Consider the following 19152-nt stretch of genomic DNA (forward strand, 5'->3'; position numbering starts at 1 on the left):
GAAACAATTGGGCAATGAACAAGAAGTATTATTTTCAGGGGAGTTAATATTCGAATTATATTAACGGGGAGTCTTGATTATAAAATGAAATTTACTAGTGTCGAACAAGCAACTGCTTGGCTAGATGCACAAACAAATCCTAAACAAAGAATTGGTCTTAAGAAAATTGAAACAGCAATGAACTATGTTAATAATCCACACCTAGGACTTCCAGTTATTCATATAACTGGAACGAATGGTAAAGGATCAACAACTACTTTTCTTAAAGAATTGTTACTAAGCCAAGGATTAGCTGTTGGAACTTTTACATCACCACATATTATGCGCTTTAACGAAAGAATCAGTTACAATGGCGAAAATATTAGTGATGATAATTTAATTCGAATTATCGAACAAATGGTTGAAGTTAATGAATATATGGAAACAACAGAATATGGACGTCTAATTTTCTTTGAACTTTATACTGTCATGATGGCTCTGTACTTCCAGGAAAAACAACCTGATGTTTGTTTAATTGAAGTAGGTATTGGTGGGGAAAATGATTGTACCAATGTATTTAAAGCTGATTTAGCGATTCTTACAACTATTGGTTTAGATCATGAAGATTTATTGGGAGATACTGTTGAAGCAGTCGCTTCTGAAAAGTCAGGAATTATTAAAGAGAAATCGATTGTAGTCACTGGCCCCATCCAAGCCTCTCCCTTAAATGTTGTAAGTGAACGTGCAAAATTAAAGAATGGCTCGCATGTGAAATTTGGTGTCGATTATGGTTTTGACTCTATCCAAAACTTAAAGGAAAATGGGTCTTCATTTGACTTTTGGCAAATCGTTGACAGTCAAAAACAAGTTCGAAATTGGCATATTACGATGCTAGGACGTTATCAAATAGATAATGCCACAATTGCTTTAAAAGCATTTATTGCTTGGATGTCACATCTTGACCAACACATTAATTTTGAAGATGCTGCCTATGCGTTAAAACATACAAAATGGATGGCCCGAATGGAGAAAATTTCGGATACCCCAATTATATATATCGACGGTGCTCATAATGCGCATGGTTTAACTGCACTAAAAACTATGGTCGATGAATACTTCTATGATAAAGAAATAACAATTTTGTACGCAGGCTTATCGACGAAAAATCAAGATGAACAATTGCCAATATTACAAGCCTTTGAAGCTGAAAAACTTTATTTAACTCAATTTGATCATCGAAAAGCGATGTCGATTGATGATTTTGAAGAGTTAGCAGATGAATTGCTCAATACTTCATTTACAATGGTTGAGGACTGGCAAGGTTTTCTTTTAGAATTTGTCGAAAAAGCTGATGAAACTAAGGATAGAATGATAAAGCCCATATAATTGTGTAAAAGATAAAGAAGCCATAAATGCCTTCTGATACAATGTAGTTGCTACACAAACATTGAAAGGATGACATTTATGGCCCAAGTAAATATTACCTTAGATTTAGAAGAATTAACAGAGGCAATCTTCGAGAGCGATATGAACGCAATGATGAAGTCTATGGCTGTGGCGGTTTTAAATGCGTATATGGAAATTGAAAGAGATCATTATATTAATGCTACCCCTTATGAAAGAACCCATAAGAGAAAAGATCAACGCAATGGATACTACGAACGTGATTATACGCTCAATGTTGGCACGGTGAAGCTGAAGGTCCCAAGGACCCGAACGGGAGAGTTCAGTACAGATATCTTTGAAAAATATCAACGAATGGATAAAGCCTTTGTACTTGCTATGGTTGAAATGGTAGTTAATGGTGTTTCTACGAGAAAAGTATCAAATATCGTTGAAAAATTATGTGGAGAAGATGTGTCCAAGTCCTTTGTTTCAGATGTACTAACAGAATTAGATCCGGTAATTGACGAATTTAAATCACGTTCACTCACTCATTCTAAGTTCCGTTATGTTTATACTGATGCTATGTATATTAAAGTACGTGAAAATAATCGTGTAGTCTCGAAAGCTATTTATTTAGCTCAAGGTGTGACTGACGATAATAAACGCGAAATTATCGGTTTTAAAGTGTCTGACGAAGAATCAGAAGAGGCTTGGACCAACTTCTTTCGCAATATGACCAATCGTGGACTAAGAAGACCAAAACTCATTATTTCTGATGCTCACGCTGGGTTAAAGGCAGCTATACGTAAAGTATTTGTAGGTGCTGCTTGGCAACGTTGTACGTTCCACTTCACCAAAAATATTACAGATACTATGCCTAAGAAAAATAGTGAAGTAGAACGACAAATGATTAAAGATATTTTAAGAGCGCCCACCAAACAAAACGCTCGAGAATTAAAAGTAACATTTGAAGAACATGTTATTAATAAGCCTAAATATGAAAAAGCTCTTCAAACCCTAGATTCAGGGTTCGAAGATGCTATTCAATATATGGGTGAGCCAGAGGCTTACCACATTTCCCTACGTACGACCAATTCAGTTGAACGGATTAATCGAGAAATTAGGCGTAGAGATAAAGTCATTGGCATTTATCCGAATATTCCGTCCGCTGAACGCCTTATTGGCGCCGTGGTAATGGATTTACATGAAGAATGGCAAAGTAAAAAATATAAATTCTTAAAAGATAGAAATCTATAATTATATAAGCTTAAACCGACTTCAAAAAACTCCCTTATTTGGTATGGTTACTATTATTTTGGTTAGCTCATTTTTCTTAATTGCTAATTTACTTAATGAGTGAGTTTGAAAGATTTTGATAAAACCTTAGAAAATGAAATGATGTAACTACATTATATCATTTACACAAGATTATGGACTTGACAGATAGAATCCTATTAGTTACAGGATCATTGTACTTTGTTTCAGATGTGAGACAATTATTTTTGAAAAAAGTGAAAATAAAATAATGGAAATGCCTCTTTTTTGCGTATTTATATATATACACAAAAAGGAGGTATTTTTTATGTACATTTCAAAATCATTTATTCGAGAAGTTCCAAAAAATTTGCAACCGAGGGAAAGATTACTGACCTATGGTGAAAAAGCCTTGTCAGATCAGGAATTGTTAGCAATATTGTTTAGAACTGGAACACGAGAAGAGAATGTACTCAATCTTTCGCTGCGTTTTATCGATCACTTTCAAAATTTAAATGAATTAAAACATTCCAGCATTGAAGAGTTTCAACAAGTCAAAGGTGTCGGACCGGTGAAGGCCATTGAGCTTAAAGCCGCGATAGAATTAGGTTACCGGATTGCGACGAGTGCAGTACCAAAGTATGGACATATTGTGTCTACCAAGTCTGCTGGGGAATGGCTCATTACAGAAATGGCTGATTTACATCAAGAACATCTTGTTGTATTATTTCTTAATACCAAAAATGAAATTATTAAGAAACAGACTATCTTTATTGGCTCCGTAAATAGTTCTGTCGCGCATCCTAGAGAGATTTTCAAAGAAGCGGTAAAGTATCCAACGGCTCGAATTATCATCGCTCATAATCATCCAAGTGGGGATACACAACCAAGCCCAGCAGACTTACACTTTACTAGGCGAATGATTGCGTGTGGTGAGTTAATGGGGATTAATGTTTTGGATCATTTGATTATAGGGCAGCATGAATATTTAAGTATTCATGAAACCACGAACTTATTTGATTAAAATTTTAAATAAAAATGTAAAAATATTGCATTTTTTATCCATTGTGATAACATTAACATATGTTTTTGTCAGAGGTAAGAAAGATTTTTAAATAATTCAATTCGTACCATCAGCAAGAATATAATACAAGTGCTAGGCACGAAGAGGAGGCTATGAAAATGGCAGAAGGAAAAGTAAAATGGTTTGACGCTGGTAAAGGATTCGGATTCATCGAACGTGATGGAGAAGAGGACGTATTTGTACATTTCTCAGCAATCCAAGGTGACGGATTCAAATCTTTAGAAGAAGGTCAAGAAGTATCTTTCGATATTGAAGAAGGAGCTCGCGGACCTCAAGCAGCTAACGTTAATAAACTATAATTTTGTTAACAATGACTAATTAAAATCTCTTTAAAGAGTAAGGCTCAGGACATTTGTCTTGAGCTTTTTTATATGCATATAAATTGAATGAAAGTGCTTCCGATGATAGACTGAATTGTGAACAGAGTAAATATTAAACCATTATATTGATAGTGACTCATGTATTTATTGAATGAATTTAAACATATGATGCTTATAATCATGAAAGGGGAAATATTAGTGAAGACTTACCAAATTTATATCGATGGTTCTTGGACAAATAGTCAAAGCCCAGAGACAAAAGATGTTATTAACCCTACAACCGAGGAAGTCATTGCGAAAGTTCCAATTGGAAATAAAGAGGACGCGAATAAAGCTGTTGAAGCTGCAAAAAGAGCATTCCCAAGTTGGAACACGTTATCACCTGAAGAACGCGCGGAATATGTCTTAAAAATTGGAAAAGGCATTCGTGAAAGAGCAGAGGAAATTACAGACTCAGTCGTAGCAGAACTAGGATCTGCTCGTAGTTTTAGTGAATATTCTCAAGTCGTTCGTTCAGCTGAAGAACTAGAGGCTTCTGTTGAAGCATTAAAACAATTTGATTTTACAGAAGAAATTGAGAATGCGACCATTATGAAAGAGGGCGTTGGTGTTGTTGCAGCTATTACACCTTGGAACTATCCTTTAAACCAAATTCAGCGTAAAATTACACCCGCACTTTTAGCAGGGAATACAGTTGTTGTTAAACCTGCTTCGGATACACCGATAACTGCAATGATACTAGCTGAAATCATTGATGAAGCTAGGTTACCTAAAGGTGTTTTCAACTTAATTACAGGTAGCGGGAGTGATTTAGGGGACTACTTAGCAGGACATACTGATGTCGGCTTAATTTCCTTCACAGGTTCGACGGATGTCGGTCGTAATTTATTCGACAGAGCTAAAGGTGGCATTAAAAAGCTTGTACTTGAACTAGGTGGTAAATCTGCCTTAGTTTATTTAAAAAATGGTGATTTACAAACAGCAGTGAAATCTTCAATGGATACGGTATTAAATAATACAGGACAATCGTGTTCTGCGTTAACTCGCTTACTTGTGCCAGAAGATGAACTTGACGCCGTGAAAAAGGCACTTGTTGAATATGTCGAAGAGGCTAAAGTCGGCGATCCAAATGATAAAGAGATTGTTGTTGGTCCCCTAGTTTCAAAAGGACAAAAAGAAACAGTTCTTGAATACATTGAAAAAGGAAAACAAGAAGGAGCGGAAGTTCTTATTGGTGGGAATGAAATTGGCCGTAAAGGATACTTTGTTGAACCAACTGTATTTGTGAATGTTTCTAACGATATGACTATCGCACAAGAAGAAATTTTTGGCCCAGTGCTTTCAGTTATTACTTATAAAGATGTCGCTGAAGCCATTGAAATCGCGAACGACTCAGAATACGGTCTAAGCGGCGCTGTTGTGGGTGTCGAAGAAGAAGCTTTAGAAGTAGCTCGTCAACTTAGAACAGGAAATGTTATTGTTAACGGAGCGACAGTTAACAATGCGGCACCTTTCGGAGGTTATAAACAATCGGGTGTTGGCCGGGAGAAAGGCCATTACGGAATTGAAGATTACTTAGAAATTAAAGCGATATTTAAATAAGTTTTATTAGGGGCTAGCAAGACAGCCCCTTTTTTATGGGAAAAATTAGAAGAATAATAAGTCTTACTTAAGAAGTTCGAGTAATCCTATTTATTTAGTTTACAAATTGAAAAAAACTTATATAATTTTATTAAGAGTGTGAAGATTGGTAGCTTTTTGATTGATTGGTTTGCTATAATGTTTTGGTATGATTATATTCTTGTCAAAAGGAGGAGAAGCAATGTTTTGGAATAAGCAAAGACTAGGCATTGACCTCGGTACTGCTAACACCATCATTTATATTGAGAAAAAAGGCATTGCGCTGAGAGAACCTTCCATTGTTGCCAAGCAAATAGAAACCGGTGAAATTGTTGCCTTTGGAAAAGAAGCTGAGCAGTTAGTTGGAAGAACCTCTGACAAATATGAAATTATTCGGCCAATGCGTGATGGGGTTATTGCAAATTTCGGATTAACAAAACAGATGTTATCGCACTATATAAAACAAGCTGTTCATCGGTCCATTTCACGGCCAGAAGTAGTTATCTGTGTGCCAAGTAATATTTCAAAAGTTGAAAGACGAGCAATGATTGACGCCATTAAAGACTTAGGAATTTCACGTGCTATGATCATTGAGGAGCCGTTTGCAGCAGCTTTAGGTGCTGACTTATCAATATCCGAACCCCGCGGAAAGATGGTGGTCGATATTGGTGGTGGAACAACGGATGTTGCGACCATCTCTTATGGTGAAGTTGTAGATAATATTACAACTCGTGCTGGTGGGAATCGCATGAATGAAGCGATTCAAGCATTTGTTCGTGAAAATTATCAATTAGCCATTGGTTACGGTGAAGCAGAAGCATTGAAGATAGAAATTGGGAATGCGAAATTTACTGAATATGATAAAAATGATAAGATGGTCGTTAAAGGTCGTAATATCGCAACTGGTGTTCCTGATGAGCGAATTATATATGCTAAGGTTGTTTCTGAAGCCTTAGATGAAGTCATCTCGATGATCGTAACGTCAATTAAACAAGTGTTAGAAGTGACGAAACCTGAGCTTTCTGTTGATATAATGGAATCTGGCATTGTCCTATCGGGCGGTGGCGCCTTATTGAAGCGTCTACCTGAAAGATTGTATGACGAAATTGGTATCCCTGTGCACTTATCTAAGATACCTCTCGATAGTGTCGCAATTGGTGCAGGAAAGATGCTGAAAGAACTAAATAAACAAGGTAAAGAACACGAGCGTCGCTCACGCTAGAGTTTTTTAGGTAAGGAAGAGGAATGAATGTTAAATAATAAGAAATTAATCGGATTACTTATCTCAGGTATAGCCGTAATTTCATTGGTATTCTTTTCACTGAATAATGGGACTACTAATGTTGTCAGTAGTGCAGTCAATGAAACCGGTGCGTGGGTAGGAAGAGTCTTCTCTGCTCCCGTGAATATCGTAGTGAATTTTGTTGATTCAGTTGATGAATTAATAAATACCTTTGAAGAAAATCAAAGTTTAAAATCTAAAATTGATGAAATCGATGAGATGCAAGTAAGAATTGCAGATTTAGAAACAGAAAATGAAAAAATGCGTCAAGAATTAGATTTATCAGAGACGTTAAGTGACTTTACTCGTGTCAATGCCACGGTCATTTCTAGAAACCCTGACCAATGGATGGAAACTCTAACAATTAATGTTGGGGCCAATGAAGGTATCAAAAAAGACATGTCTGTCATGGCTGGGAATGGTTTAATTGGACGTATTGTCGAAGTAAACCCAATGAGTTCTAAAGTGATGTTATTAACAACACAACAACAAAACGAAAGCATGGTCTCTGCAAGAATCCAAACGCAAGGTGATTCATCAGCCAATGGTATCGTGAGTTCATATGATCCAAGAACCGGACATTATATTATGACTCAAGTCGATCCAGCAGCAGAAGTGGCAAGTGGTGATATGGTTATTACATCAGGTCTTGGTGGAATCACACCTGCTACTTTATTAATTGGGGAAGTAGCTGAATCTTATATGGATGATTATGGCTTATTCCAAGTTGTTGAAATTGAACCTGCGGGTGAGATGACTGATATTCGTTTTGTCACAGTGATTATCGGTGAAGGGCAGAGTGAATAGATGAGAATCAATCGTTGGCAAAGATTAAAGTGGACAATTCCTGTGATTTTATTCCTAACAACAATTATTGATGCAGCCTTACCAGCCATATTTCCAGCTGCATTTTTAGGGAATGGCCAAGTGATCGTATCACATATCACTTTGTACTATATTGTGACATTTGCTTTTTATTTTCGTGAAAGTAATATTTTAATTTATAGTTTTATGTTTGGGTTATTCTATGATTCGTATAACACAACCGTTTTAGGTGTTTATGCTACTTTATATTTCATCATCGCTTATTCAATTATTAAAGTTAAAAAGTATTTTCCAAAGAAGATGCCAGTTCATGCGATGTTATTCTTTGTAGGGATTGTAATCCTCGATGCCTTAGTTTACGTCTTTTATAATGAATTAGGCACGTCAATGATTTCTATGACTGGCTTTTTAGTTTCAAGATTAAGCCCGACATTGATTTTTAATATTGTGATGGCGATTATTCTTTATTTCCCAACACGAAGCTTATTAAATTGGTTAGGTTACGAAGATTACATAATATTCTAATTATTAGAATGAAATGATAAAAAAACGGCAGAATGAAAGTTTTTTTAATAAAATGATAAAAACAGTTGACTTATCTTATAAGAATTGCTAAACTCATTTCAAGTTAATAAATTAAGTCTGAGATTAAGAGAGTAGACAATAAAGCTCATCAAAGCGAGGTAAGGTAGAGTGGAAGCTTACCGATGAATTATTGTTGAACCGCACTTATGAGACAGGCAAGTGAATAAGTAGCTTGCTTCGCTGTCTGAGCGTTAACAATTTTGAGGGAATTCTTCTAGTTTATTTAGAGGAGTTAACTAGAGTGGTACCGCGGTCTCAAACCCGTCTCTATGTTCGAAGGAACTAGAGACGGGTATTTTTGTATGCATTTGTAAATAAGGCTTAATATTTAACAGTCGCGTTGAAGTTGAATTAAATAGAAAAACAAAAAGGAGAAATAAAAATGAAAAAAATGATGAAAGTATTATTATCTGTCGTAGTCGTAATAGGTTTATTCGCATCAGTGAAACCAGCAGAAGCACAAAAAACATTAGCTGATATTCAAGAAGCAGGTGAATTAGTCGTAGGTACAAGCGCTGATTTCCCACCATTTGAATGGGTAGTCCTAGATGGAGGCGAAGCACAAGTCGTTGGGATTGATGCGGATCTAGCACAATTAATTGCCGATGAAATTGGTGTTGAGTTAGTTATTGAAGATACATCATTCGATGGTTTAATTCCTTCAGTTAGCTCAGGCCGTGTAGACATGGTTCTTGCAGGAATGACTTATTCTGAAGAACGTGCTGAGCAAGTGGATTTTTCAGAAGTTTATTATGAAACAAATAGTAAATTCGTTGTCCCTGTTGGAGAAGAAGGAAACTTTGAGTCAATTGAAGATTTCGCTAATTTAAAGATTGGTGTTCAAAAAGGTACAATTCAAGAAAGTTTACTAAATGATGTTCTTCCTGATGCTGAATTAGTATCAATGAACAAAAATGGCGATCTTATCGAAGCTCTAAAATCAAAACGAGTGGATGCAGTCTTAATGGACGGTATCGTCGTTGGTGAATTCGTTAACTTAAACAGTGACGCAATTGTCTTACTAGACGACATCCAAGTTGAAGAAGAAAACGAAGGTTTCGCTGCTGTAACGGCTAAAGGTAACACTGAGTTAATGGAAGCCATCAATGAAGTTATCGCTGATGTGACTGAATCAGAACAAATGGAAGAAATCGTAACTAAGAATACAGAATTAAACGCTGAACAAACGGAAGAATAGGCGATAAAGAAAGCATCAGCGGACAATATCAGGAGGCGTAACAATGAAAAAAATAATGAAAGTTATCACAGCTGTGATGTTATTAGCATCACTTGTCTTACCATTATCAAACGCAAAAGCACAAACAACGCTAAAGAGCATTAAAGAAAAAGGGCAACTTGTTGTTGGAACATCGGCTGATTATCCGCCTTTCGAATGGATTTCTATCGAAGATGGGCAAGAGGAAATTATTGGAGCAGATATTGATTTAGCACAAAAGATTGCCGACGAAATTGGGGTAGAGCTCGTTATTGAAAATATGGGCTTTGACGGTTTAATCCCTTCGTTAAAGACAAATCGTGTGGATATCTTAATTGCTGGTATGGGTTATACTGAAGACCGTGCTGAGCAAGTTGATTTCTCAACACCTTATTATGAAACAACAGATTACTTCGTTGTTCGTGCTGAAGACGCAGAACAGTTTGAAGATGTCTCAGCTTTTGCTGAGAAACGCTTAGGTGCTCAAAAAGCTTCAATTCAAGAAGGAATCATTCTAAGTGAATTCCCTGATGCAAATTTAACTTCTCTAGGGAAAAATAATGATTTAATTCAATCACTATTAACAAACCGTTTAGATGCTGTTTTATTAGACGAAGTCGCAGCAGCTCAATTTATAAAGCAAAATGATGGTAAACTAGTTCTTTTAGAAGAATTCCCATTCATTGATGAAGAAGCTCAGACAGGTCAATCAGTTATTTTGAATAAAGATAACGAAGATTTGTTAGAAGTCATTAATGGCGTTGTTGAAGAAATGGTTGAAAATGGCGAGTATGATGAGTTAATTGAAAAATATATAGAGTTAATCTAAAGAAATATCAAAGAAGCCGTTTGTAATATTACTGACGGCTCTTTTTTTAAATGAATATAAATATGTTAAACTTAATAAGAATGTAAGCCTTTATATCATATTTATAATTGAAGATAAGTATTTACGGGAGGATTTGGTTGAATGGATTTAGCAGAACGAATTAAACAATTGACAGAACAGCACAATGATATGATCATTGAAGGAATGGTTGACTTATTACAGATTCCCACAATATACGAAGAAAAGACTGTTTCTGAAGAAGCACCTTACGGTGAAGGTATCGCGAACGGACTTGCTTGGATGAAGGAAAGAGCCGATCAGGATGGCTTTAATACTTTTAACGATAAAGGCCAGTATTTAGTTATCGAACTACCTGCATCTGAAAAGACTGACAAACGTATTGACGTTGTTGGACACATGGATGTCGTTTCAGTTGGAGATGGTTGGAATTACGATCCATTTGGAGCAGAAATTGTAGGAGATCATCTCTACGCACGTGGTGCTCAAGATATGAAAGTGGCTGTTTGGTTGTCCTATGTATCTTTACTAATGATTAAAGAAATGGATTTAACTTTAAGCCATAATTTACGTCTCGTAGTAGGAACAGATGAAGAGAGTTCATTCGAAGATATTGTATACTATGTAGAACAAAATGGCTTACCAAACTTTATGTTTACACCAGATTCATCATTCCAAATAACACTTGGTGAAAAAGGGGATGCAGCCTTTTCATTAGAAGGGGAAATTCAATCAACGATAGTTGACACAATCGAAACAATTAACTCTGAAAATGCGATTAATGATCGTGTTGATGTCATTCTTAAAGAAGAAGCGATAGATAAAGTCACTGAAGCACTTGAGGAATTAACTTTCAAACATGCGTTAGTTGGTAATAGTTTAACTATTTATGGGAAATCTGCACACAGTTCTAAGCCTGAATTAGGAGAAAATGCACTCGCACACTTATTCAAATTGCTAGCGGAGAAATTAGATGAAGAATGGGCAGTGCCATTTAATGCAGCTTTTAATGACTACAACGGTGCTGGTTTAGACTTAAAATCACACTATGAACCTATGGGGTCACCGACTGTGAATCCGTCACAATGTCATTTAACAGATGGTGAACTTAGACTTGTGGTAGATATTCGTTTCCCTAATCCGGTTACTAAAGACCAATTACAAACAACTTTAGAAAGTAAGTTTCCAAATTTTATTATTGGGAACCATTTCCACTTCCCACCTACTGAAATTTCAATGGATAATCCCTATGTAAATCAATTAATGGGAGTTTATGATGATTGGATTTCAGAGGATCAGCCTGCATTTTATAGTGGGGGCATTACTTATGCCAAATTATTCCAGGGAGTTGGTGTCGCATTCGGAATCACATACTTAAATGATGGTATGGAAAACCGCGCACATCAGGCAGATGAATACTTTAATTTATCAGCCATACCTACCGTTTTGGGTGCTCTAACAGATGCAATGGTTCGTTTAATTCAATTATAGAAAGTAGGGTTTATGTATGAAGTTCATTGATTTACATGCAGACACACTTATGCATACGTCGTTATCAGGTGCCGATTCTTTAATGCACAATTCTCTAACACACCTTGATATTCAACGATTAAGTCAAGGCGGAGCGATGGCACAATTTTTAGCTGTTTTCATGCTAAATGAAGCCATATTTAAAAAGCAAAATAGACCAATAATTAGCGATAAAGAATACATCGATCAACTATACAAACATTTACAAGAAAGTATTGATAAGTTTAGTAATAGCATTCAATTAGCAACTAACTATGAGACACTTGGAAGCAACCAAATGGCTAATAATATCTCGATATTCTTAACTTTAGAAGACGGCAGACCGATTGGGGAAGATCTCACTCGCTTAGAAGATCTATACGAGATGGGCTTTAGATTAGTCACACTTACTTGGAATAAAGAAAATTCTATTGGATACCCGAATAGTTTTGACAAGAACGACATGCGAAAAGGCTTAAAGAAATTCGGCTTTGAAGCTATCGAATTAATGAATAGCCTAGGCATGGTAATTGATGTCTCGCATCTATCTGATGGTGGGTTCTATGATGTGATTGAAACGTCAACGAAACCAATCATTGCGAGCCACTCAAATGCAAGAGCTCTTTCACCGCATCCAAGAAACTTATCAGACGATATGATCAAGAAAATCGCTGAGTCTGGTGGAGTCATTGGTCTGAATTTCTTTGGCAAATTCTTAAATAAAGATATAACGCAAAATCAATCGACCATTAAAGTTATGATTGAACACTTGGACCACATTCGTAACATTGGTGGTGCAGAAGTCCTCGCTTTAGGAACAGACTTTGACGGCATGAGCGGTGAGTTAGAAATTGATGGCCCAGATAAGATGAATCTGTTATTTGATGCCTTATGGCATTCAGGCTGGGATTACGGAACTATTGAAAAATTTGGTTTCCAAAATGCCATGCGTGTAATTAAAGATGTAATGAAATAGGGGAATGTGATGGAAAATATTTTTACAGAAGAGGAATTCAATCTCTTCAATATTAAAGGCTTAGACACACAGATGGCTTTGATTCGCTCAGAAATCCAACCATTATTTAGATATTATGGTCATTTCATTTCGGAGCATATTCAAACAAAATTGAATTCAACTGAATCCTTGCCAGTTCATGTCGCAAAGCATATCCAACGCTCAGTTCACGAGCTAGAATCAACTTGGTGTGCCATTGGTGGAGATAACCGTGGTTATAAGAAATATCCTCATTTTCAAATTGGGATTAAGGGAGAGTATCTTTTTATTATGTTGTCTTTTATTGATAATATCTTATATCAAAAAGATATTGCGAAACTCTTTCAGGACGATATTGAAGTGTTTCAATCTTTACCTGAGGATATAATGATTATTCCCAATCATACCAAATTGGCTTATGAAACGATTCAAGAAGCGGATTTAGCTAAGTTATTCGAACGTCTAGAAATAGTTAAAAGTGCAGAGTTTATGATTGGGAGAATTGAACCTAAGATGAACCATCAATTACAGTCTGAAGAAGACTATAAAGTTTGGCTAGCAAAGACAGTTGATGAGCTTTTACCTATGTATCAAAAAGCAATGAAATTTTATGAATAATTATTAAAAATAGTTGACGCTTATCTATTATTTTGCTATGATACTACTGTTGTATTTGTGCACCCATCTGCAACCGCACATCTTAAGTATATAAGTGATGGAAACATCCACTTAAAATGGCGAGTCTCGGTGTAGGAGTAAGTGATTACTCTGACAATAAAAATATAGGAGGTGCTTGAATGTACGCAATTATTAAAACTGGCGGAAAACAAGTAAAAGTTGAAGAAGGACAAACAATCTTCATTGAGAAGTTAGACGTTAACGAAGGTGACACAGTCACTTTTGATGAAGTTGTATTAGTAGGTGGAGAAGACACTAAAATTGGTGCTCCATTTGTAGAAGGTGCTACTGTTGAAGCGACTGTTGAAAAACAAGGTCGCGGTAAAAAAGTAACAATCTTCAAATACAGACGTCGTAAAGACTCTCATACTAAACAGGGTCACCGTCAACCTTATACAAAAGTTACAATTAACTCAATTAACGCATAATAATGATTAACATATCATTTTATCGCGATACTCATAAGCACATTAAACAAGTCTTAATGACGGGTCACGCAGGTTATGCTGATCCAGGTTATGATATTGTTTGTGCGGCAGTATCGAGTCAAGTTATTTCAGTTGAGAATTCATTAGTTCAATTGTTGAACATTGAAGTTGAAACGGAAGTAAACGAAATTGAGGGAGGTTACTTAAAAGTAACGCTACCTTCAAATTTAAGTAAATCAGTGACTCATGATGCGCAGTTATTACTTCAACATTTGCATTTTGCTTTTGAAGTGCTGGCAGAAAGTTATCCTGAATTTATAAATATATACGAAAAAGAATTCATATCATAGGAGGTGCATTGGAATGTTAAAACTTAATTTACAAATGTTCGCTACGAAAAAAGGTGGAGGTTCGACACAAAACGGTCGTGACTCAATCGCTAAACGTTTAGGTGCAAAAGCATCTGACGGACAAACTGTTACAGGTGGATCAATCATTTTCCGCCAACGTGGAACTAAAATCCACCCAGGTAACAACGTAGGTCGTGGTGGGGATGATACATTATTCGCACTAGTTGACGGTGTTGTTAAATTTGAGCGCAAAGGACACAGCAAAAAGCAAGTTTCTGTATACCCTGCAGTTCAAGAAGCTTAATTAGTATTAATTAAGAATCAATTGAAATAAGCCAGTTTAGACGATTTAAAAGTCTAAACTGGCTTATTTTTTTATTTTGTTTTTGGCAGATTTATACTGGTCCTATGAACGTGGACAACCAGAGATATGTCCATTTCATTAGTGGGCTCATTTCATTTCTGAAAAAATTTAAGCAGATTCCTATATAGAACCCAAAAGCTTATGAAGACTAATCAAAGTCGTCTACTCCTTCAACATATCACTTCGATCAACAAAGCCATCTGGTGTTAATTCAACAATACGATTACATACAGCTTGTAAAAAGCGGCGGTCATGCGATACCGTGATGATTACACCAGGAAAGTCTTTAAAGTTTTGTCTTAATTCACCCTGCGATGTAGCTGAAAAGTTTCTTGACGGCTCATCTAATAACAATACATTTTGTTTTTGTAGGTCAAATTTTAGTAAGAATAGTTTTGCTCTTTGGCCACCAGAAAGGGCGTTGAAAGAATGCGACATTTCATCAGGCAAAAACTTCATGCTACCTAAGTAAGTCATAATTTGTGTTCTTTCTTCAGCCGAACCAGTTTCACTTAAGAAACTAATGGGAGTATCTTCGGGTGAAAGGATGTCTTCATAATTTTGTGGCATATAACCAACTTTTACTGCATCAGTATTCACCAATTTTTGCTCAATTTTCTTTAAGAAGGTACTTTTACCGATACCATTTTGTCCTATAATACCGATTTTGTCAGACCCATTCACAGTTAGTTTAAGGTTTTTGGCTAAAACTTTGTCATCAATTTCTATCGTTTCATTATATAGATTAAGAATTTGTTTACCTTGAGGAACAGGCTGGGTATTCGAAAAACGAATATCAATAGGATCTTCTTTTATTGGGACTTCGTCAAAATTTTCAGTTTCGCGGTCATAGCGATTCCCCGTAGATTTGACTGCTTTCATTTTCTTGGCAAGCAATCTACCAGCAGTTGCATCATGCGCAGCTCTTAACTGTTGTGTCACACTTTGTTCGATGCGATGATGACGTGCCATCTTTTTATCGTGTTCTTCGCGTTGCTTCAATGAAACTTTCATTTGTTGATTAAACTTGGATTCTTTTTGGCTAATATAGTCACTATAGGGTAAGTTGGCGAAGGTTGCTACAGGGCGTTCTTTGTGTTGCAATCTTTCAAGATGTAAGACACTTGTAGCAGTTTCTTCTAACAGGGCTTCATCATGGGAGATAAAGATGACCGTTTGTGTTGTATTTTTTATAAAATTCGTCAACCAATTCAAAGTTTCGATATCTAAATCATTGGATGGTTCATCTAATAGTAATAAATCACAGCCGATCATGAGCAATTTAAGAAGTTGAACTTTAATGCGTTCACCACCAGAAAGTGATTTCAGTGTTTGTTGGGAGTATAATCTGTCAATATCAAAGGCAAGTTGACTCCCAAATTTATATAATTCAGTGTAATCAAGTGTTGCGACGTCTATATCCGCAAAGAAAAATGATTCAATCTCTTCTTCTAATAATTCTTCCGGTAGAGCTTGTGGTAGATAGCCTACTTTACTAAACTGATTGACCAGCTCACCAGAAATATCTAAGTAACTGTGGATGTGATTTTGTTGTAAGATATAGTGCAGCAATGTTGATTTACCATTACCTTCTTGTCCAATAATCGCGAGTTTATCACCCGAATTCACCACGAAGTTGACATTTTCCATTAAAATCGATAAATCATATCGATGTCGTATAGTTAAATTTTTAATTTGTAACATAAATATTCACCTCATATTCAAAAAAACGGCCGACTACAATGAGATTGCAGCACGGCCGTTTTTAGGAAAGGGCATATTAGTAGGCAGTTTGGTATACCAAAAAAGCCTGTAGGATGCACAATTATCATCTAAAAAAGACCGCAGAAAATAAACCTTGTGTGTCTATTTTCCTAAAGCTGCTTTTTTAGATAATAATCATTTGTACACCACCTATCTTTTTATTATTCAAAATGTACCACAAAGTCAGATTTTTTACAAATATTTTCTTAAAAAGGGATTAATTAATGTAGAGTCAATAAATCAGTGGTAAAGTAAAAGGTGGACATAAATTCAATCTTAAAATATATATAAAGGAAGTGAAGTATGCTAGAGTTAAAAAATCTCAAAAAAGTATACAAAGTAGGAAATACAGTTACGAAAGCATTAGATGATGTATCTGTTGCGTTTCGTCAAAAAGAATTCGTAGCAATTCTTGGGCCAAGTGGTTCAGGGAAGACAACATTTCTAAACGTGGTCGGTGGACTTGACCGCTACGATAGTGGAGATATGATTATTAATGGGCAATCAACTAAATCTTTTAAAGATACAGATTGGGATGCTTATCGAAATAACTCTATTGGTTTTGTTTTCCAGAGTTACAATTTAATTAGTCACCTAGGCATTACTGATAATGTGGAATTAGGTATGACATTAAGTGGTGTTTCGAAAGAGGAAAAACGTCAAAAAGCGGAAGATGCCTTAAGACGAGTTGGCTTAGGAGATCACTTAAATAAAAAACCAAATCAATTATCCGGAGGACAAATGCAGCGTGTAGCCATTGCACGTGCGTTAGCAAATGATCCAGATATTTTACTATGTGATGAACCCACAGGGGCATTAGATTCAGATACTGGTATTCAAATTATGGAGTTAATTCAAGAACTATCACTTGAGAAATTAGTGATTATGGTCACACATAACCCTGAATTAGCTGAAAATTATGCCAATCGCGTTATTGAATTTAGCGATGGTCAAATGGTTAATGACTCAAATCCATATGACAATACGGTTGAAGCAGATAAATTAAATTTAAAACGTACTAAGATGAGCTATTTTACAGCATTAAGCTTATCATTTAAAAATATTTGGACTAAAAAAGGACGGACGTTCCTAACTGCATTTGCATCCAGTATCGGAATCATCGGAATAGCAGTCGTCCTATCTTTATCAAATGGTTTCCAAAAGCAAATTGACCAAACACAAGCAGAAACATTAGCGCAGTTTCCGATTACGATTTCTCAAATTGCTCAAGATACATCCGCAGAGAATCTGACGAATATTCAAGATAGCGGCGAACCTTTTCCTGAGACATCAGAAGTAGTCGCAGATGTGGATCCGAGAGAGAATTTACAACATATTAATCCAATTGATGAAGAATTTATTGATTATGTGGAAAATATTGATCCGGCGTTAAGTCAACATATTAACTATGCGCGTAGCACGCAGTTGAATTTAATGCGTGAAATTGATGGCGAGCCACAAATGGTTCGATTTTCAAATGTTGATAGCGAAAATCAAATCACTGGTGATATGATGAATATGGTCTCAAGCATGACGGGTGTTGGTGTCTCAACATTCCCGCATAACTTAGATTCTGGCAACAATACATTCTTACAAGATAACTATGATGTCCTTTCTGGAAATTATCCAGCCAATGAAAATGAAGTCGTCCTAATTGTCGATGAGAATAACGAAGCGAACTTACATGGCTTGAATAATTTAGGATTTGAAGTAGAAGAAGGTGACGCGATTCCATTTGAAGATATTGTCGGAACTAAAATTGCATTAGTTTATAATAATGCTTATTATGAAGAGTTACCTACAGGTAATTATGTACCAAACCAAGATTTAGAAGAGGTTTACAATAATGATTCAAATGAAATAATCACAGTTTCAGGCGTTCTTCGAATTAAAGAAGACTCACCAATGGACTTATTAGCTCCAGGTATTGCGTACAGTGATTTACTCGCTCAAAAAGTTGTAAACGAAAATCAAGAATCTGATGTCGTTCAAGCACAAGAAGAATCCGATGTTAATGTGATGACAAATGAACCTTTAGAAGGTGAATCAAAAGATCAATTAATGACTTTCTTAAGTGCCAATGAAATACCAAATACAATTATGATTTACCCGAACAATTTCGAAGCTAAAGATGAAGTGTTGGCATACCTTGATGAATTTAATGAAGGTAAGGCTAATGAAGATAAAATTATTTACTCTGACTTAGCTGGTACGATGACAGAATTAACTGGAGGCTTAATGGATGCGATCACGTATGTGTTAATCGCCTTTGCAGCTATTTCATTAATTACAAGTATGATTATGATTAGTATAATTACTTACACGTCTGTACTTGAAAGAACGAAGGAGATTGGTGTACTGAAAGCCTTAGGTGCTCGTAAGAAAGATATCACACGTGTATTTGACGCTGAAACATTAATTCTTGGGGTCTTCTCAGGTGTTATAGGAATCGTCGTCGCTTACTTACTGACTTTCCCAATAAACTCAGTAATCGAATCGTTGACGGAATTACCTAATGTTGCCCAACTAGATCCAGTACACGCACTCGTATTAGTAATCATCAGCACGATCCTAACTGTACTAGGTGGACACATTCCTGCTAAAATGGCAGCTAATAAAGACGCGGCGATTGCTTTACGAGCAGATTAATCGGTTTATGGTTGGTGA

General features: G+C 36.0%; 18 protein-coding genes and 2 other annotated features. Of the genes, 17 read left to right on the forward strand and 1 reads right to left on the reverse strand.

The genetic code is table 11. From position 1 onward, the window contains the following. Positions 1-84: 84 nt before the first annotated feature. The 16 genes from ACEN4N_RS00410 to rpmA all read left to right on the forward strand — a co-directional run bounded on the left by ACEN4N_RS00410 (position 85) and on the right by rpmA (position 14661). Positions 85-1365, forward strand: a complete 1281-nt coding sequence (locus tag ACEN4N_RS00410; RefSeq protein WP_407093481.1) for a bifunctional folylpolyglutamate synthase/dihydrofolate synthase — start codon at positions 85-87, stop codon at positions 1363-1365. 78 nt (positions 1366-1443) lie between these two features. Next, complete coding sequence (locus ACEN4N_RS00415; protein ID WP_407093482.1) at positions 1444-2622, forward strand: IS256 family transposase; 1179 nt, start codon at positions 1444-1446, stop codon at positions 2620-2622. A 325-nt stretch (positions 2623-2947) separates the two neighbouring features. Then, entirely contained in the window at positions 2948-3643 is a 696-nt protein-coding gene (radC, locus tag ACEN4N_RS00420; RefSeq protein WP_338489363.1) for a DNA repair protein RadC, read from the forward strand. 158 nt (positions 3644-3801) lie between these two features. Next, on the forward strand, positions 3802-4002 hold the full coding sequence (locus ACEN4N_RS00425) for a cold-shock protein (RefSeq protein ID WP_338489361.1): 201 nt from the start codon (positions 3802-3804) through the stop codon (positions 4000-4002). 219 nt (positions 4003-4221) lie between these two features. Then, a complete protein-coding gene (locus tag ACEN4N_RS00430) occupies positions 4222-5625 on the forward strand; it encodes an aldehyde dehydrogenase family protein (protein WP_407089585.1) in 1404 nt (467 codons plus the stop codon). A gap of 220 nt (positions 5626-5845) precedes the next feature. Continuing rightward, positions 5846-6865, forward strand: coding sequence for a rod shape-determining protein (locus ACEN4N_RS00435; protein ID WP_407089586.1), 1020 nt, complete (start codon positions 5846-5848; stop codon positions 6863-6865). Positions 6866-6892: 27 nt separating this feature from the next. Further along, positions 6893-7732, forward strand: coding sequence for a rod shape-determining protein MreC (gene mreC / locus ACEN4N_RS00440; RefSeq protein ID WP_407089587.1), 840 nt, complete (start codon positions 6893-6895; stop codon positions 7730-7732). Beyond that, a complete protein-coding gene (gene mreD / locus ACEN4N_RS00445; RefSeq protein ID WP_407089588.1) occupies positions 7733-8275 on the forward strand; it encodes a rod shape-determining protein MreD in 543 nt (180 codons plus the stop codon). 110 nt (positions 8276-8385) lie between these two features. After that, positions 8386-8607, forward strand: a binding site (T-box leader). Between the two features lie 110 nt (positions 8608-8717). Then, positions 8718-9533 (forward strand): transporter substrate-binding domain-containing protein, encoded by an 816-nt coding sequence (locus tag ACEN4N_RS00450; RefSeq protein ID WP_407089589.1) that lies wholly within the window; start codon positions 8718-8720, stop codon positions 9531-9533. Between the two features lie 43 nt (positions 9534-9576). Then, positions 9577-10380 carry a transporter substrate-binding domain-containing protein gene (locus tag ACEN4N_RS00455; RefSeq protein ID WP_407089590.1) on the forward strand — a complete coding sequence of 268 codons (804 nt, stop codon included), beginning with the start codon at positions 9577-9579 and terminating at the stop codon, positions 10378-10380. Between the two features lie 141 nt (positions 10381-10521). Further along, positions 10522-11889 (forward strand): Sapep family Mn(2+)-dependent dipeptidase, encoded by a 1368-nt coding sequence (locus tag ACEN4N_RS00460; RefSeq protein ID WP_407089591.1) that lies wholly within the window; start codon positions 10522-10524, stop codon positions 11887-11889. 16 nt (positions 11890-11905) lie between these two features. Further along, entirely contained in the window at positions 11906-12883 is a 978-nt protein-coding gene (locus ACEN4N_RS00465) for a dipeptidase (RefSeq protein WP_407089592.1), read from the forward strand. Between the two features lie 9 nt (positions 12884-12892). Next, complete coding sequence (locus ACEN4N_RS00470; RefSeq protein WP_407089593.1) at positions 12893-13519, forward strand: DUF1054 family protein; 627 nt, start codon at positions 12893-12895, stop codon at positions 13517-13519. A 61-nt stretch (positions 13520-13580) separates the two neighbouring features. Further along, positions 13581-13656, forward strand: a sequence feature (ribosomal protein L21 leader region). Positions 13657-13698: 42 nt separating this feature from the next. Further along, positions 13699-14007, forward strand: coding sequence for a 50S ribosomal protein L21 (gene rplU / locus ACEN4N_RS00475; protein WP_138403602.1), 309 nt, complete (start codon positions 13699-13701; stop codon positions 14005-14007). Positions 14008-14009: 2 nt separating this feature from the next. Continuing rightward, complete coding sequence (locus ACEN4N_RS00480) at positions 14010-14357, forward strand: ribosomal-processing cysteine protease Prp (protein WP_138403601.1); 348 nt, start codon at positions 14010-14012, stop codon at positions 14355-14357. A 13-nt stretch (positions 14358-14370) separates the two neighbouring features. Then, positions 14371-14661 (forward strand): 50S ribosomal protein L27, encoded by a 291-nt coding sequence (rpmA, locus tag ACEN4N_RS00485; RefSeq protein ID WP_197105071.1) that lies wholly within the window; start codon positions 14371-14373, stop codon positions 14659-14661. A 222-nt stretch (positions 14662-14883) separates the two neighbouring features. On the opposite strand, the gene ACEN4N_RS00490 is transcribed toward rpmA, so the two are convergent. Next, the gene (locus ACEN4N_RS00490) at positions 14884-16425 is read right to left on the reverse strand and encodes an ATP-binding cassette domain-containing protein (protein ID WP_407089594.1); all 1542 of its coding nucleotides are present in this window, start codon (positions 16423-16425) and stop codon (positions 14884-14886) included. 363 nt (positions 16426-16788) lie between these two features. Here ACEN4N_RS00490 and ACEN4N_RS00495 point away from each other — a divergent pair, with 363 nt between their 5' ends. Further along, entirely contained in the window at positions 16789-19134 is a 2346-nt protein-coding gene (locus tag ACEN4N_RS00495) for an ATP-binding cassette domain-containing protein (RefSeq protein ID WP_407089595.1), read from the forward strand. Positions 19135-19152 lie beyond the last annotated feature (18 nt).

The organism is Ruoffia sp. FAM 20857, from assembly GCF_045528645.1.
GTDB lineage: Bacteria > Bacillota > Bacilli > Lactobacillales > Aerococcaceae > Ruoffia > Ruoffia halotolerans.

Bases quoted from the DNA above. Each gene is read 5' to 3' on its own strand.
- ACEN4N_RS00465 (WP_407089592.1), top strand. From the start codon at position 11,906: ATGAAGTTCATTGATTTACATGCAGACACACTTATGCATACGTCGTTA.
- rplU (WP_138403602.1), top strand. From the start codon at position 13,699: ATGTACGCAATTATTAAAACTGGCGGAAAACAAGTAAAAGTTGAAGAA.
- ACEN4N_RS00480 (WP_138403601.1), top strand. From the start codon at position 14,010: ATGATTAACATATCATTTTATCGCGATACTCATAAGCACATTAAACAA.
- radC (WP_338489363.1), top strand. From the start codon at position 2,948: ATGTACATTTCAAAATCATTTATTCGAGAAGTTCCAAAAAATTTGCAA.
- mreC (WP_407089587.1), top strand. From the start codon at position 6,893: ATGTTAAATAATAAGAAATTAATCGGATTACTTATCTCAGGTATAGCC.
- ACEN4N_RS00425 (WP_338489361.1), top strand. From the start codon at position 3,802: ATGGCAGAAGGAAAAGTAAAATGGTTTGACGCTGGTAAAGGATTCGGA.
- ACEN4N_RS00415 (WP_407093482.1), top strand. From the start codon at position 1,444: ATGGCCCAAGTAAATATTACCTTAGATTTAGAAGAATTAACAGAGGCA.
- ACEN4N_RS00460 (WP_407089591.1), top strand. From the start codon at position 10,522: ATGGATTTAGCAGAACGAATTAAACAATTGACAGAACAGCACAATGAT.
- ACEN4N_RS00490 (WP_407089594.1), bottom strand. From the start codon at position 16,425: ATGTTACAAATTAAAAATTTAACTATACGACATCGATATGATTTATCG.
- ACEN4N_RS00410 (WP_407093481.1), top strand. From the start codon at position 85: ATGAAATTTACTAGTGTCGAACAAGCAACTGCTTGGCTAGATGCACAA.
- mreD (WP_407089588.1), top strand. From the start codon at position 7,733: ATGAGAATCAATCGTTGGCAAAGATTAAAGTGGACAATTCCTGTGATT.
- ACEN4N_RS00470 (WP_407089593.1), top strand. From the start codon at position 12,893: ATGGAAAATATTTTTACAGAAGAGGAATTCAATCTCTTCAATATTAAA.
- ACEN4N_RS00455 (WP_407089590.1), top strand. From the start codon at position 9,577: ATGAAAAAAATAATGAAAGTTATCACAGCTGTGATGTTATTAGCATCA.
- ACEN4N_RS00435 (WP_407089586.1), top strand. From the start codon at position 5,846: ATGTTTTGGAATAAGCAAAGACTAGGCATTGACCTCGGTACTGCTAAC.
- ACEN4N_RS00450 (WP_407089589.1), top strand. From the start codon at position 8,718: ATGAAAAAAATGATGAAAGTATTATTATCTGTCGTAGTCGTAATAGGT.
- rpmA (WP_197105071.1), top strand. From the start codon at position 14,371: ATGTTAAAACTTAATTTACAAATGTTCGCTACGAAAAAAGGTGGAGGT.
- ACEN4N_RS00495 (WP_407089595.1), top strand. From the start codon at position 16,789: ATGCTAGAGTTAAAAAATCTCAAAAAAGTATACAAAGTAGGAAATACA.